Annotated in this window: 11 protein-coding genes; 6 read left to right on the forward strand and 5 right to left on the reverse strand. The window is 72.4% G+C overall.

The features are described from left to right. Nucleotides 1–62 precede the first annotated feature (62 nt). The 3 genes from ACFYPJ_RS22565 to ACFYPJ_RS22575 form a co-directional block, all read right to left on the reverse strand. Nucleotides 63–1,925: an alpha-galactosidase D gene (locus ACFYPJ_RS22565; protein WP_389019926.1), complete on the reverse strand. Its 1,863-nt coding sequence runs from the start codon at nt 1,923–1,925 to the stop codon at nt 63–65. 140 nt (nt 1,926–2,065) lie between these two features. Next, complete coding sequence (locus tag ACFYPJ_RS22570; RefSeq protein WP_389019929.1) at nt 2,066–2,236, reverse strand: hypothetical protein; 171 nt, start codon at nt 2,234–2,236, stop codon at nt 2,066–2,068. A gap of 2 nt (nt 2,237–2,238) precedes the next feature. Continuing rightward, a complete protein-coding gene (locus ACFYPJ_RS22575; RefSeq protein ID WP_389019931.1) occupies nt 2,239–3,420 on the reverse strand; it encodes an ROK family protein in 1,182 nt (393 codons plus the stop codon). Nucleotides 3,421–3,602: 182 nt separating this feature from the next. Between ACFYPJ_RS22575 and ACFYPJ_RS22580 the strand changes: the two genes are divergently transcribed. From ACFYPJ_RS22580 to ACFYPJ_RS22595, 4 genes are all read left to right on the forward strand, one after another. Then, the gene (locus ACFYPJ_RS22580) at nt 3,603–5,774 is read left to right on the forward strand and encodes an alpha-galactosidase (protein WP_389019934.1); all 2,172 of its coding nucleotides are present in this window, start codon (nt 3,603–3,605) and stop codon (nt 5,772–5,774) included. Between the two features lie 240 nt (nt 5,775–6,014). Then, on the forward strand, nt 6,015–6,401 hold the full coding sequence (locus ACFYPJ_RS22585; RefSeq protein ID WP_389019936.1) for a hypothetical protein: 387 nt from the start codon (nt 6,015–6,017) through the stop codon (nt 6,399–6,401). A 391-nt stretch (nt 6,402–6,792) separates the two neighbouring features. After that, nucleotides 6,793–7,773, forward strand: a complete 981-nt coding sequence (locus ACFYPJ_RS22590) for a hypothetical protein (RefSeq protein ID WP_389019939.1) — start codon at nt 6,793–6,795, stop codon at nt 7,771–7,773. Between the two features lie 56 nt (nt 7,774–7,829). Further along, nucleotides 7,830–8,540, forward strand: coding sequence for an alpha/beta hydrolase (locus ACFYPJ_RS22595; protein ID WP_389019941.1), 711 nt, complete (start codon nt 7,830–7,832; stop codon nt 8,538–8,540). A gap of 6 nt (nt 8,541–8,546) precedes the next feature. On the opposite strand, the gene ACFYPJ_RS22600 is transcribed toward ACFYPJ_RS22595, so the two are convergent. After that, complete coding sequence (locus tag ACFYPJ_RS22600) at nt 8,547–12,995, reverse strand: CHAT domain-containing protein (RefSeq protein WP_389019944.1); 4,449 nt, start codon at nt 12,993–12,995, stop codon at nt 8,547–8,549. 93 nt (nt 12,996–13,088) lie between these two features. On the opposite strand from ACFYPJ_RS22600, the gene ACFYPJ_RS22605 reads away from it, so the two are divergent. After that, entirely contained in the window at nt 13,089–13,496 is a 408-nt protein-coding gene (locus tag ACFYPJ_RS22605; protein WP_389019945.1) for a hypothetical protein, read from the forward strand. Nucleotides 13,497–13,665: 169 nt separating this feature from the next. Then, a complete protein-coding gene (locus ACFYPJ_RS22610; RefSeq protein WP_389019948.1) occupies nt 13,666–14,034 on the forward strand; it encodes a hypothetical protein in 369 nt (122 codons plus the stop codon). A gap of 113 nt (nt 14,035–14,147) precedes the next feature. On the opposite strand, the gene ACFYPJ_RS22615 is transcribed toward ACFYPJ_RS22610, so the two are convergent. Further along, nucleotides 14,148–15,401, reverse strand: a complete 1,254-nt coding sequence (locus tag ACFYPJ_RS22615) for an MFS transporter (RefSeq protein WP_389019951.1) — start codon at nt 15,399–15,401, stop codon at nt 14,148–14,150. Nucleotides 15,402–15,553: the final 152 nt, after the last annotated feature.

The following is a 15,553-nucleotide window of genomic DNA, read 5'->3' on the forward strand; positions in this document are numbered from 1 at the left end:
GGGCGGGGACGGTCCCCGGGAGCGGGGCCCGGTCGTGTCGCTTCCGGGCCCCGCGGGAGGGGTCAGACGGACTTGGGTACGTCGATCCTGTCGATGTCGGGTGAGTAGTCCCCGCCGCTGGCGAAGGTGATGGTGTTGGAACCTGCCTTCAGGGCCAGCTGGACGCTGACGGTTTCGGCCGTGCCCCAGTCGCCCGTGGACGGGAACTTCAGGCTGGTGCCGTGGCCGCTGTTGGAGTAGACGGTCACCGCGCGCGGGTCGCCGCTGACGTAGGCGACGTTGACGGTGTAGATGCCGGCCTTCTTCACCGTGACGTTGTTGAACTGCAGCTTGCTGTCGAGGTAGAGGTTGCCGACCTTCTTGCCGCCGGAGCAGGAGTCACAGGTGGCGACGGAGGCGTTGCCGGTCACGGTGTTGTCCGGGGACTCGGCCTCGTAGCCGGTGGTCGCCACACGGGTGCCGCCGGGGGTGACGGTGAACAGCCGCGAGCCGTGCGCGGGCAGCGTCGCGGTGATGCTGCTCTTGTACCGTCCGAGGTTCCGGTGGCTCCACAGGTCGCGCACGGACGCGGCGTCGGTGAATCCGAAGGACGCCCAGTCGGCGGTGACGGAGGCCGGCGAGTCGCCCAGGTTGAAGAGGGCCACGGTGTAGCTGCCGTCGGAGTTCTTGGTCCCCCAGACCTGCTGGTCGCCCACCGGGGTGACGGGACGGGCGACGGGCGAGTCGTTCTGGTCGACGGCAATGACCTCCTTGTTGGTCAGCAGCGAGAGGCCGTAGCTGTCCAGCTTGGTGAGGTCGTCACCGGTGTACAGCGGCGACTTGTTGATGGCCCACAGAGTCATGTAGCTCTGCCGCTCGGCCTTGGTGAGGCCGTCCATCTCGCCGTTGCCGACGTCGATCGCGTCCAGGTCGTTCCAGCCGCCCGGGCCCGCCTTGCGGCTCCACGCGGGAGCGTCGTTCCACCGGTCGTTGACCGAGTTCTCCCAGCTGACAAGGGTGTTGCAGTAGCACTCGACGTCGGTGTCGATGCGCCATCCGTTGGAGTACTTCTTCCAGTCGGCGGCATGCGCGATGTCGAGCGACCAGGAGATTTCGAGGTGGATGGGGCGTCCGGTGCCGGCGATGGCCTTGTGCCAGGCGGCGACGTCCGCGACGTTGTCGTAGTTGTCACCGGACTTGAAGGAGCCCGGGCCGACCCCGTCCAGCTTCAGGAAGTCGTAGCCCCAGTCCGCGAACATCTGCGCCTGCGAGTCGATGTACTTCTGCGCGCAGGGGTTGTCGAAGTTCAGCTTGTAGGCGCTGTCCCAGCCGTTGGTGGTGCGCAGGTCCGGGTAGACGATGTCGGCGGTGGTGCAGCCGGGGGCGTTCCAGATCGGCAGCTTGCCGTCGCCGTATCCGCCCTTTTCCAGACCGACGGGAAGGTAGATGCCGGCCTTGAGGCCCTTGGCGTGGATGTGGTCGGCGACCGCCTTCATACCGCGGGGGAAGCGGACCGGATCGGGTGTCTGGCGGCCGTACTGGTCGTACCCGGGTTTCCAGTTGTTGTCCATCCACCAGCCGGCGTCGATGTTGACGTGGTCGTACCCGTAGTTCTTCAGGGTGCCGGCGAGGGCGTCGGCCTGCTTCAGGACGTTCGCCTCGGTGAGATAGCTGTAGTTGCCGTCCGGGTTCAGGCCGGGGTAGCTGGAGGACTGCATGCTCCAGCTCGACCAGCCCATGTAGGGCTTGGCGGCGAGGCCGGAGGCGGTGTCCGCCGATGTCGCGGCCCCGGTCGTGGACCGGGCCGGCCCGGCGGTGGCCTCGGCGGCGGCCGGGACCGCCGCGGCGAGTCCGGCCGTCAAGGCCAGGACCAGCGTGGCTCTGAAGGTACGGCGCGGGGAGCCGGTGAGGGCTCCGCGCAGGGCACTGAACGAGGATGACCGCATGGGTCGGGCCTCCTGGAGGTGGGTGTGCGAGATCGCGCGGTGGTACCCGATGGGGGACGGGCGGTTTTCAGGCAGGGGCCGGCGGTGTTCCGGCCGGGACCCCGGGCGTGGCTGTCGGGTGACCGACCGCCGGGGGCGGCTCAGCCCTTGCCCGAGCCGGGGGTGAATCCGCTGACGGACTTCCGTCGCGGTGTGCGGTGCACCAGCGGTGCGGGAACCGCGGTGAGGTCGCGGCGGGTACGGGAGGCGTGCCGGGGGTCGGTCGGTGCGGAGGTGGTCGGGGGTCCGAGGCTGCGGCTCGGCGGCGTCATCGCTACTCCTCGTACGTGTCTGATCCGATGAAGGACTGGATCGCGGTGGCCGCGGCCCCGCGCGCCCACTCGGCGAAGGGCAGGGGGCGGGTCATCACGTCGCACTGCGAAGCGGTACCGAAGGCCGACGCGGCGAACGCGTCCCTGATGCCGTCGGCGAAGAGGTCGTAGGCGGCCAGTCCCTCGCCGGAGATGATCACCCGCTCGGGGCCGAGGAGGTTCACCAGGGAGCCGATGGCCTTGCCGATCGCCTCGCCGGCCCGTGCGTAGACCTCGCGGACACCGGGGTCTCCGCCGCGGGCCAGGTCCAATGCCTCGGCCGCGGTCGCCACCTCCTTGTCGGTGGCCTCGCGCACCCCGCGCAGCAGTGCGGGGTCCGCGGCGATCGCCTCCACGCACCCCCGGTTGCCGCAGTGGCAGAGCGGGCCGAGCGGGTCGAGGGACAGGTGCCCGATCTCGCCGGCCACGCCGTGTGCGCCCGACACGACCCGTCCGTGCACCACCAGGCCGCAGCCGATGCCGGCGCCGACGGTCACCAGCGCGAAGTCCGACAGCCCGACTCCGGCCCCGAACCAGTGCTCGGCGACCGTGAGGGCCCGCACGTCATTGTCGACCGTGACCGGCAGCCCGGTCGCGGTCCTGACGATGTCGGCGAGCGGTACGTCCCGCCACTCCAGGAAGGGCGAGTAGCGGACCACACCGGCCGCGCGGTCCACGTCGCCGGAGATCGCGATGCCCAGCCCCCGCACCGGCACCCCGAATCCGTCGGCCTCCATGAGGAGTTCCTGCACCAGGGCGATGACGGCCACCAGCACCGCCTCCGGCTCGCGGTCCGTGAGCCGTACGTGCCGGGGGATCCGGATACGGCAGCACAGGTCGGCCAGCACGGCGATGATCTCGTCGCCCGTCACCTTGATCCCGATGAACAGAGCCCTCCCGGCGTCCACCCAGACCAGGCTGGCCGGACGTCCCACGGCGGGCCGCGCCTCTTCGTCCGCGCCCTCGACCAGATAGCCCAGCTCCATCAGCGGACGAACCGCCTTGGTGATGGCGGCTGCGGACAGCCCGGTCCGCCGCGCCGTCTCGGCCCGGGTCAACGGGCCGTGCGAGAGCAGGGTGGTGAAGACCAGGGAAGCGGCCGGCGTCATCGCCGGGACCGCCTCGGAGGAGGAGGTCGAGCGCATGGCCGGAAACTTAGGTTGGTTCTTTTTCGCTGTCAATAAAAGAAGCCAAGTCCTTTCGAAGCCGTTGACTTGCCCGAGGTCCCCCTGGAAAACACAGAATCTTCCTGGGCGTTGACACTTGATCAAAGGCAGGGTTGGCTGCGCACTGCTCCCTGTGTGGCACTCTCCGAACGTGAGGATCCATGTCCGAGATCTCCTTCGACCCGGCTTCCGGTGTCTGGCTGCTCTCCACCGTGCGCACGTCGTACGCGCTGCGGATCGATCACACGGGAGCGCCCTGCCACCTCGCCTGGGGACCTCGGCTGCCGCGCACGGCGACAGGTGAGCTGATCCCTCCCCCGACCGGGGAGATCAGCAGCTTCGAGGGCCTCTCCCCGGCCGACGAGGAGTTGCCGGTCGACGGCGGGGCACGGTACGGAGCGCCGTCCCTCCGGGTGCGGTTCGCCGACGGCACCCGGGCCTTCGAATGGGCGTCTTTCGGCCACTCGGTCAGCGAACCGGCGCCCGGCACGACCGAACTCGCCCTGGAGTTCCGCGACCGCCACTACCCCCTGGCGGTCACCCTTCATTACCGGGTCCACGACGACACCGACGTCATCGAGCGGTGGACGGTGCTGCGCAACACCGGCCAGGAGGCGGTCACCGTGCTGCGCGCCGACTCCGCCGCCTGGACGCTGCCGCGGCGCGACGACTACCGGTTCAGCCATGTCACCGGCCAGTGGTCGGCGGAGACCCTGCTGCACCGGGAGCCGGTTCCGCACGGCGAGACCGTCCTCACCAGCCGGCGCGGTATCACCAGCCACCACGCGAACCCGTGGCTGATGCTGGACGCGGGCGATGCCACCGAGGACCAGGGCGAGGTGTGGAGCACGGCCCTGGCCTGGAGCGGAAGTTGGCACCTCACCGTGCAGCGCACGACCGACGGGCGTACGTGCTGCACCGGCGGCGCAGGACAGGACGGAACGGAGATGCCGCTCGGCCCCGGCCAGGAGTATGCGACCCCGCGGTCCGCGGCCCTGTACACCGACGGCGGTTTCGGCGCGGCGAGCCGTGCCTGGCACGCGTACGTCCTGGCCCATGTGCTGCCGCACCCGCACGAGACACGCCCCGTGCTGTTCAACTCCTGGGAGGCCACCGGCTTCGACGTCGACGAGGCCGGTCAGAAGGAGCTCGCGGCCCGGGCGGCCGAGCTGGGGGTGGAGCTCTATGTCGTGGACGACGGCTGGTACCGGGGCCGCCGCGACGACACCGCCGGACTCGGCGACTGGACACCGGATGCCGAACGGTTCCCCGATGGTCTGCGCCCGCTCTCCGAGGAGGTTCACCGGCTCGGGATGCGGTTCGGCCTGTGGGTGGAGCCCGAGATGACCAACCCGGACAGCGACCTCTACCGCGCGCACCCCGACTGGGTGCTGCACTTCCCGCACCGCACCCGCACCGAACTGCGCAACCAACTGGTGCTCAACTTCGCGCGTGACGACGTCGCCGAGTGGGCGTACGGATGGCTGACCCGGTTGGTCGCGGACAACGGGATCGACTTCCTCAAGTGGGACATGAACCGCGCCTTCAGCGAGGCCGGCTGGCCCGCCTCGGAGGACGGCCATGACCTCTTGTGGACCCGGTACGTCCACAACCTCTACGGCGTCATCGACCTGCTGCGTGCGGACCACCCCGGGCTGCGGATCGAGACGTGCGGGGGCGGCGGCGGCCGCGTCGACCTCGGCATCCTCTCCCGTACGGACCAGGCGTGGCCGTCCGACAACACCGACGGGGCGGACCGGGTCTCCATCCAGCACGGCTTCGGCCAGATCTACCCGGCCCGGGTGATGGCGGCCTGGGTGACGGACGTGCCCAACCAGCTCACCCACCGGTCGGTGCCGCTGCGTTACCGCTTTCACGTCGCGATGGCGGGGGTGCTGGCGGTGGGCGGCGACCTCACCCGGTGGACACCCGGGGAACTCGCCGAAGGCGCGGCACTGGTGGCGCAGTACAAGAAGGTCCGTCACATCGTGCAGCACGGCATCCAGTACCGGCTGCGCGGTCCCGTCGACGACGGGCCGACCGCCGTGCAGTACATCACCCCGGACCGCCGGGAGGTGTTCGTGCTGGTGTGGCAGCGGGGCCCTCGGCACGGCACGCCGCGCCCCGTCCTCAGGCCGGCCGGCCTCGATCTCGGCGCCCGTTACCGGGACGCGGACACCGGCGCCGTGCATCACGGGTCCGTACTGACCGGGTACGGATTCACACCCGACCTGCCGGTCGGCGACTGGTCCAGCACGTCCGTGCACCTGATCAGGGTGGACGACGCGGTGGACGACCTGCTGGACGACGGCACCGGCGCACCGTCGTCGTGACGCCCCCCGGCCCCCGGCGTGCTGCTGGTCACACCGCCGGGGGCCGGTGCGGGTCTTCCTGATCGGTGAGGGCATGGCCCTCGATCCGACGAGGTACCTCGTCGTCGTGCCCGACATGCTCGGCAGCGGTCTCTCCCGCTCCCCGACAGCACTCCCCCGCCGTACGACCGCGCCGCTTCCCCCACGTCACCATGTACGACAATGTGCGCGCCCAAGACCGCCTGGTGACCGAGCACTCCGGTGTCCCCTTTCCCGCTGACCACGGGACGGGCGGTCCCCGGCAAGCACGGGGCTGCGGCCGTCGCCGGGCTGCTGGGACAGCGGGTGGCCCGCCTGGTCGCCCTGCACATCCCCGCCAGGCGCTATCTCGCGGCGACCGACCCGGGCCTCGCGCTCTCGCCGGAGAGCGCCCGCACCCTCGGCTGCCAGGGCGGGGCCATGGCGCCCGAGGAGGCGGCCGCCTTCGAGAGCGACCCGGACTTCGGCGCGGCGGTGGCGCTCCGCCGCGCCGACGACGCCGGCAAGGTCGTCGGGCTGCGCGTGCCGGGGCTGGACCGCTGGCGGCCGGTGGTGGCCGCGGCGAGTGCGGCCGAGGCACGTGGAACGGTGCGATCCGCTCGTCCGTGACGGGCTGGACGGGGCGTCGTGCCTCCCGGGCCGAGTCGGCGACGCTCGACGGCGGCCTCGCGCCGATCAGGCGCCTGGACGGCGGGAACGACGGTGTGCTGACCGGCCACGAGAACCACCCGGTCGGCGATCGGCCGCGGCGCTATCGTTCCAGGGACGCAACGACCCAGGGCACGCCTCGTGTCGGCCTCGCGCCGCACCGGGTGGCGCCCGTCCGTCTGGAGGAAGCACATGGCCGATGAGCCCGATGCGGCATCCGGGCGGGGGGAGGACTCGGCGTATGTGAGCGGTCGTCCGGGCGGCGCAGGGTCCCCGCGGCGGCAGGCGCGAGCGGTGGGCGACGCCCCGGGCACCTGCGGCGGCCGGCCGTCGCACGGGGGGCGGTGCTGAGATGGGCGGCTTTCTCTCCGAACTCGGCCGGAAGCTGGCCGAACGGTGGCTCTCCCTGCTGGTCCTGCCGGGCGCCCTCTACCTGGCCGTGCTGGCCACGGCCCACGCGCTCGGCCATGCGCACCCGTTCGATCCTGCTCGCCTCGCCGGCCGGATCGGGGCCTGGGCCCGTGCCCCGGCCGCCGGGAACGCCGGCGGGCAGGCCGTCCTGCTGGCCGCCGGGCTGGCGGGCGCCGCCGCCGCGGGGCTCGCCGCCCAGGCCCTCGGAACCCTGGTGGAACGGCTGTGGCTCGCCGCCGACTGGCGTGCCTGGCCCTTCCCCCTGCGCCGCCTGGCAAAGTGGCGGGTCGAGCGCAGACAGGACCGCTGGGAGGCGGCGGCGCGACACTACGACCGACAGCGCGAGGAAGCGGCCCGCGCCCTGGCCCTGGGCCGGTGGACCGATCCGGCGGAACGCCATACCGCCCATCGCACCCTGGTCTCCGTCTCCGCCGAACGTCCGGACCGGCCCACCTGGTGCGGCGACCGCATCCAGGCGGTCGCCGTCCGCCTGGACCGGCAGTACCGCCTCGACCTCGCCGCCGTCTGGCCCCATCTGTGGCTGGTCCTGCCCGACGCGCCCCGTGCGGAGATCACCGCCGCCCGTGAGGCCCTCACCCGGGCCACCGCCCTGGCCGCGTGGTCGCTGCTCTATCTGCCCGTCACCGTGATGTGGTGGCCCGCCGCGCTGATCAGCGCGGTCCTCGCCGTCAGCAGCCGGGCGCGGACCCGCGCGGCGACCGGGACCTACGCCACGCTCCTGGAGGCCGCCATCCGCCTGCACGGCACCGACCTCGCCGACCGGCTCGGGATCGACCGCAGCGGGCCCCTGACCAAGGAATTCGGAGCGGAGCTGGCCCGGCACCTGCACACCGACCCGCCGGCCAGGTCCGCCCGAACTCCCCACCAGTCAGGGAGGGTTGCCGGCCCCCGGGAGCCATGACCCGCTCCGGCGGACCGCCTTGTGTTTCCGGCGGACCTTCGGCAGACTCCGGGAGCATGGCAAGGGCGGAACACCCAGAAGCAGCGGACGAGTCAGCCGGCCAGGACCGGATCCTTCTTCTCGGGTTCTCCCCCGACGGACGGATGATCGTCGCACGCAACGATCCGGACCAGGCGCGCTGTGTCGTCGTCCTCGTCCCCGGTATCGGCACGACGGCGCCGGACTCGATCCTGCTCCGCGCGGAGTCCTTCTACCGGCAGATCGCGGCGGCACCGGACGACGACACCATTTCGGTCATCACCTGGGCCGACTATCTGGCACCCCGCCTGCCCGACGAGGCCCGCGATCGGGCTCCGGCCGAAGGCGCCGCGGCCCGGCTGGCCGGGTTCGTCGCAGGACTTCGCCTGACGTCGCGGTTCCAGGCCCCCGGGAACCGGGCGCGGATCACGGTCGTCGGGCACGGTTACGGCGGCCTGGTGGCGGGGTTGGCGGCCCGGGACGAACCCATGGACGTCGACGCGATGGTCTTTCTGGGCAGTGTGTCCGCGGGAACGGACACGGCCGACGGGCTGCGGGTGGCCGGTCCGGTGTACGCCACGTCCCCCGACGTCAACGGCGACGGCACCCCCTATGGAGTGCACGGACCACGGCCGGACTCGGCGGGCTTCGGTGCGCGGGTGCTCCAGCCCGGCCCGCTGTCGTACGGCGACGATCCGGCCGTACGGTACCTCCCTTCGCTGAGGCGCATCGTCCTCGGAACGGACTGATCCGCCTTACCCGCCGGTGTACAGGTGGGCGGCCCACAGGGACGGTGTGCCGGGGTACCGGTCGCGTTGCCCGCGGGTGGCGCGGTGCAGGGCGTGGGCGGCGCGAGCGAGGTCGAGCGTCCCGGTCCGCGGGTCGCGCAGCGCGGAGTAGAAATCCTCGGCGATCTCGACGGCGACCTCGTCGTCCACCATCCACAAGGTACCGACCACCCGGGGGAAGCCCGCGAGCTGGAAGGCGCCCGCCAGGTGCATCGACTCGTCCATGAGGTGGTCGGCGACGTTCAGGGCGGTGTGGCAGGCCGACAGGTAGGCGAGTTGGGCGCCTTCGAGGTCGACGGCGGCAAGGTCGCCGACGGTCAGCGGAGCGCGGGCGTGGTCGTGCAGCAGGAGCCGGCTGGCCGACGGGTCGTCGAGGGCGTACTCGCCGTGGCAGGCGAAGTGCACGATGGGCCGTCCGGGAAGTTCCGCCCGGACCCGGTCGTGGGTGGGCAGCGCCGGGTCGTCCGGGCCGGTGGCCGTACCCGGGTCCGGTTCGATCAGGCTGAGGGGGTCCGGCAGCAGCCCGGCGACCGACTCGGCCTCGGCCGCCACGTGCTGGAGCCGCCCGTGCTGCGGCAGGCCCGGGGTGGTGGGCATCGCGACGACGAGCGAACGGTGCGGACCGGCGGCGTTCTGGCGTTGCCGCGCGTGCCGCAGCGCTCTGACGGTGGGTGTGTAGGAGGACACGACGCGGTCCATGACGGTGCGGGCGGCACCGGGGTCGTCGTGGTGTCCGGCGGCGTGCAGCGGTAGCAGGCCCAGGCGCCCGCTCGGCGCCCACCACACCCGTGGCCAGGCGGTCCCCTCGGGCGGGGCCGCGCGGTGGCCGAGCGCGTCGAGGACCGGTCCGGCGGCGTTGTCCCAGAGCCAGGCCAGCACCTCGGTGAGCGTTCGCTGCGCCGCGATGCGGTCGGCGGAGGGATCGGTGGCGTCGCGCAGTGCCAGATGGAAGGTGTTGGCCTTGTCGATGACCGTGAGCGGGGTCAGGGCGGGCAGCGGCAGCACGCTGACGTCGTCCGCGGTGAGCAGCAGGGCGTGGCTGTGCACGTCGTGGACGTTGAAGCTGACGATCGGGCCCTGCCGGGCTTCGGAGCGCAGTTCGTCGAGGGAGGGCGGCAGGGCGAAGGCGGTGAACCCGTCCAAGGTGCGGATGTGCTGGAGCAGTTCGGTCATCCGCGCGGCCGGGTCGGCGCGCGCGGCGAGGGGTTCGACCGCGGTGTTCGCGGCGCGCAGCGGGTCGGCGTCCCGGTCCACCTGGTCGCGCAGTTGGGCGAAGCGGGTCGCCAGGACCGGGTGGACACGGCGGAGTTCGGCCAGGTCACCGCGGGTGTCCAGGGTCTGGCTCAACAGGACCGCGCGCCCCGCCTCCAGCAGGGACAGGGCGCGCCGGGCCCGCTGCGGCAGCGGGCGCGACGGGTCGGCCAGCGCCAAGGCGGCGGCGGTGTCCGCCAGATCGGCGGCGGACCCGATGGCATGTTCCTGGTCGTAGCGGTGCAGGCGGTACGAGGCGAGTTCGGGCAGCAGGCGAACCGCGGTCTCCAGCAGGTCGGCCGCCCGGGCCACGTCCGAGGCGACCGCCGGCCCGCCGGCGAGACGCGCGGCCTCGATACGGAGTCCCGGCGGGGCCGACTCGGAGCGGACCAGCTCACCGAGGACTCGCAGCGCCTCGTTGCCGTCGGCGGCCTTCCTCGTACGCCGGGCCCGCCTGTGCAGCGCCGTGCCCACCAGCAGCAGCGCCTTCGGGCGGCTGCGGTTTCCGGGGCCGATGGCTTCGAGGGCCCTGCGTCCCCAGTCCACCGCCTCGTCCATCGCCTGCCAGTCCCCGAGGTACTGGAAACGGGACTGAAGCACGTCGCAGAGGTTCATGAGGCTCTGCGCGCTGTCGGGTCGGTCCGACGTGAGGAATTCGACGGAGCGACGGGCGAACCCGACCGCCTCGTCCAGGTCCGCCGCGTCCCGGTACCGGATGAACCGCATGTGCAGGGCGTTGCTCAGCGACCCGAGGCACCCGCCGTGCTCCGGGTTGTCGGCCGGGGCCGTGTCGAGGGCGGCACGCGCGATCTCGACCGCCTGATCGAGGTCCGCGCGTTCTCCGGAGCGTCCGGAGCGCAGCCGCAGCGCAACGGTCAGGGACATCAGGCATCTCACCCGCTCCGCGGGGTCGACGGCGGAGGTCTTCAGATGCCGGCGCAGCACCCGGATGGCTTCGTCCGCGTCGGCCGTCGAACCGGTCCGTTCGAACCGCTCGATGAGGAAACTGGCGAGGTGCTGCGGCAGGTCGTCGTTGCCGGCGGTCCGCAGGTCCGGCTGACCGTCTGGGCCGGGGCGCGGGCCGAGGACGAGGAAGTTCCTGCCCTGGCCGCCCGGTCCGTGCGGACCCGTGGGCGCCTCGGCGGCGCGGCGGGCAAGGCTGATCGACTCGTCCAGGTCCTGCACCGATCCGGTCTGCCGCGAACGGGTCATCAGCATCCTCGACAGATTCTGCAGCGCCGACGGCCCTTCCGCCCCGGTGCCGTCCTGCCCCTCGACGGCCAGGCGGCCCAAGGTCATTGCCTCCTCCCCGTCCCGGCTCGCACCGCTGCGCAGGAAGCGGGTGTACAGCGCGCCGGAGAGGCTCACCAGACCGGCCGTGCGCTCGTGGCCGTCCGTCGCGGCTTCCACGGCGGCCCGGTCGGCGGTGATGGCGCCGTCCAGGTCCGCCGGCCGCCCCTGGCGCATGAACCGGACGAGCAGCGCGGAGGCGAGGTCCCGCATCCGCATGCTCCGCTCGGCATGGCCGTCAGGCGTCCCCTCGGTGACGGCCCGTCTGGTGGCCACCGTCTCGTCGAGGTCGCCGGACGTACCGGACAGCGAGAACCGGGTCCACAGCGCCTCGTCGAGGACGGTCAGGTGGAGCGAGCCCAGGGTGTCGCTGCCGTCCGCGGCCTGGACGGCGCGGCGGCAGAACGCGACGGCCTCGTCCAGATCCGCCGCCGAGCCGGTCCGCTCGTGGCGGGCCAGCAGCGCGGAGCCGAGGTTGATGAGCATGAGTGCCAGGCGGTCGGGTTCGGTGTCGCCGACCGCCGCGACGGCCTGACGGGCCAGGGCCACCGATTCGTCGCCCGCCGCCGCCTCCTGGGTGTGCAGGAAGCGGACGCGCACCGCCATGCTGAGGTCCAGCAGGCGTGCCGCACGGTCGCGGCGCTGCGGTGGTGTCGCGGCGACTGCCTGGCGCAGCACGGCCACCGCCCGGTCCAGGTCCGCGACGGTGCCGGTCCGTTCGAAACGGAGCTGCAGGGCCTTGCCGAGGTCGGCGTGGCGCGCACCCAGTACGTCCTGGTAGGCAGCGGAGGCGGCGACGGCCTGCTCCAGCCGGGCCACGGCCTCGTCCAGATCCGCCGCCGCCCCGCTCTGCTCGTACCGCCTCTGGAGCGCGTCGCCCAGACTCGCCAGGTACCGTCCCCGGTCGGGGTGGCCCGCGCCGGCTTCCACCGACCGGCGGCCGGCCCGCACGGCTTCGTCCAGGTCCGCGGGCGCGTGGGTGCGCTGGAACCGGCTGAGCAGTGCGGTGCAGAGGTTGTTGAGGCCGGCCGACCGGTCGGGGCTGTCCAGGGACATCGTGTCGATGGCCCGCCGGGTCGCCGCCGTCGCCTCGTCCAGGTCCGCCACCGCACCGGTGAGGTCGAAACGGCTCTGCAGCATCGCGCCGAGGTTCGTCAGGGCCGCGCCCCGGCCCGGATGGCCTTCGGCCGCGGCCACGGCCTGCCGCGCGACGGCCACGGCCTCGTCCAGGTCGGCCCGGACGTGCAGGTGCTCGTATCTGGCCTTGAGCACGGCGCTGAGATTCGACAGGTACATCCCCAGATCGCGGTGGCCGGAGGCGGTCCGCACCGCTTGCCTCCCCGCGGCCAGCGCGTCCTTGAGGTCCTCCGGGTTCCCGGTCCGTGCGAAGCGGGTCTGCAGCCCGCCGCAGAGGACCGTCAGGCGCTGCGGGCGGTCGGGATGTCCCTGCGGGGTGGCGTTCACCAGATGGATCCAGTGATCGACGACATCGGAGAGCATGCCCACGTCCGGGCCGGCCGCGGCGTGCTGGAGCAGGGCGGCCGACCTCGCCACGACCCGGTCCGCCAGCGCGGGCAGCAGCGGTCCGGGGAACTCCCGCAGGCCGATGGTGATCGCGCCCGGGGTCAGCAGGTCGAGAGCCGCCACGGCCGCCGCCCGGCCCTGATCCTGCGGCAGGGCTTCGAACTGGTACCACTTCAGCCAGCCGAGCAGATACCTGGCTTCGAGATCCCAGTGCTCCGACTCGTCGATGAGTCCTGCCAGTTCGGCTGCCAGGGCGTCGACGGCCGGCAGGAGGGCGGGCGACGGGTCACCCGAGTCGCTGATCCGTCGCAGGACCTCGCCCAAGGACGCCAGGCATTCGTCGCGACGCATCCGGTCCCCCTTGTCGCAGCGGTCCCCCATCGTACGATGGCGAGTCCCTGCGCCAGCGGCCCAGGAGATCAACGAGCGTCCAGGGGAAGACTCATGGGATCAGACCGGACTCGTACACCGGAGCAGATCGCCGACGGGATCGCGTACGTCTGCGAGAACGTCGACCAGGTCCGCGCGGCCCTGGAACGCGGACCGGCCGACGGCCCGCCCCGGCTCGACGCGCTCCTGGACGCGCTGCGCACCGGTGCGGACCCGGCCGCTCCGCTCGAAAGCGTGCATCGCGCACTGCGCGCGGCCCAGGACGCCCTCGGCGTCTTCGGCCGCACCCGCGACGTCTCGATGCTGACACCGGCGGGCCTCACGACCGACCGCCCCTACGAGCCCGTCCTGCTCTGCCCCCGCACCGACCACCCGTGTGCACGGTATGCCTGGCCCGAGCCGGACAGGGTCCCCGTCTGCCGGGTACTGGAGACCGGCCTGCGGCGCACGACGCTCGGGTGACGCGCGGAATCGCACTTGCCTGCCGCGGGGTCACGGACGTACGAGAGGCGAGCCGCCACATCGTGGAGGCCGAGTCGGTTGAGGGCCAGGCGGACTGCACGAAGTCGTACAGGAACGCGCTGAAGGATTCCGCCACCCGGACCGGACCGGCGGAGTCCTCCATGAGTACATGGACTCCGCCGTGGCGCAGGTCGATGTAGTAGTAGATGTAAGCCTGGTGGGAGGCGACGAACAGGGCGTCGCGCAGATCGCAGTCGATGCCGGACTCCGCGCACAGGCACCGGCCCCGCCCGGTGCGGTGCCCCGCCGTACGAACGAGCAGCGGTCAGCTCGCATACTGCCGCATCAGCGTGCGGAGGCGTGTCGCGTCCTCGGCAACCGCCCGCTCGCCGCTGCGAACGCGGGGCCCGACTCAGCGATCGCCCGTCGCTGGTACGCCGACTGGACCGAGGACTCGATCTCGATCAGACGGGTCTGCACCTTGCAGGCGACGTCGGCTCTCGCCACGCTGATCTTCAGGGGTGTGTGTCCCCCCTGACCAGCGTGCGGCGTTGGCGGCGCCGATGGGGTCGGCATAGTGATGGGGACGTCCCGGGACGTCCCACGCGGTGACCTGCAAAAAACCGGTCAGCGGGAGAGACGTCCCGCCGGTCAGCTCTCGGCCCCTTCGGACACGGTGGCCGCTTCCTTGGCCGCGGTGCGTGCCTTGCGGGTGCCGGTCGTCGCGAAGGGGGAATAGCGGGGTACCCAGCGCAGCAGAGCCGCGGCGGCGAGAACCCCCACGCCTCCCATCGTGGCGATGCCGGCCGCGAGACTGCCCAGAGATGCCGCGGCCGACACGATCAGGGGGCCGCCCGCGCTTCCGGAGTCGGCGCACAGCCGCCAGATGCCGAGGAACTGGGAGCGGCTTCGGGGCGGCGCCACGTCCGCGCCCAGGGTCATCAGGATGCCGCTGCCGAAGCCGTTGCCGAAACCCATGAGCATCGCCACCACGGTCAGCGAGACGAGACCGTGGGTGAGCGGCAGGGACGCCTGGGTCAGCCCCAGGACGAGCATCGAGGGCACGGCGATCCACAGTCGTCCGGCCCGGTCCATGATTTTTCCCGACGGGTAGAAGGTCAGGGTGTCGACCAGTCCGGCTATCCCGAAGATGACGCTCGTGGACGACGCGCTCTGGCCCAGGTGTTCCGCCCACAGCGGCAGCACGGTCTGCCGGGTGGCCCGGACGGACCCCACCAGTACGACGGCGACGCCGAGGGTCAGGAAGACCTTGTGGTGAGCGCGTACCACCGCGCGCACCGGGAGCGGGGCAGCGCCCGCCCCGCCCGACGGCGGCGGTTCGGCGACGTCGGGCACGATCAGCAGGACCACGGCGGTCACGGCCGTGCACAGCAGAGCCAGCCAGTACACATCACGGACCGGGCGGGCCACCAGCACGGCCGCACCGATGAACGGGCCGATGAACGCACCGACGCGCACCATGCCGCCGAGCGTGGAGAGCGCCCTCGCCCGCAGTTCGACGGGTATGACCTCGGTGAGGTAGGACTGCCGGGCGAGGTTGAACACCGCGTTGGTCGCGCCGGTGGCCGTCGCCGCGAGCGCGACCTGCCAGACGCTGGTGGACAGGGCGCCCGCGGCCAGTGTCACCGCGGCGACCCCGGTGGCGATGAGCATGGCCTTCCGGTCGCCGACCCGCGCCGCCAGAGCCCCGGCCGGGACGTCGGCGAGGATCTGGCCCACACCGAGCAGTGCCAGCACCAGGCCGGCGGTGCCCACCGAGGCGCCGAGCGCCCTGGCGTTGAGCGCGAGCACCGGCGCGAGTGCGCCCACGCCGATCTCGAAGACGAGCGTGGGCAGGAAGACGCCCGGTATGAGACTCCGCAGAGAGACGGAAGGCGAACTCATCGCCCGCGGCCCCCGCCGAGGGCCGCCATCGCCGTACCCGGGGTGGCTCTGTTCGCGGCGGGGACGGGTACGGCGGTCCTGGGTGCGGCGGTGGTCGCGGGTGAGCCGGCAGCCATGGGTGAGGCGGCAGTCGTGCGTGATGCGGCGGTCGG

Source organism: Streptomyces sp. NPDC006012 (genome assembly GCF_042871185.1).
GTDB lineage: Bacteria > Actinomycetota > Actinomycetes > Streptomycetales > Streptomycetaceae > Streptomyces.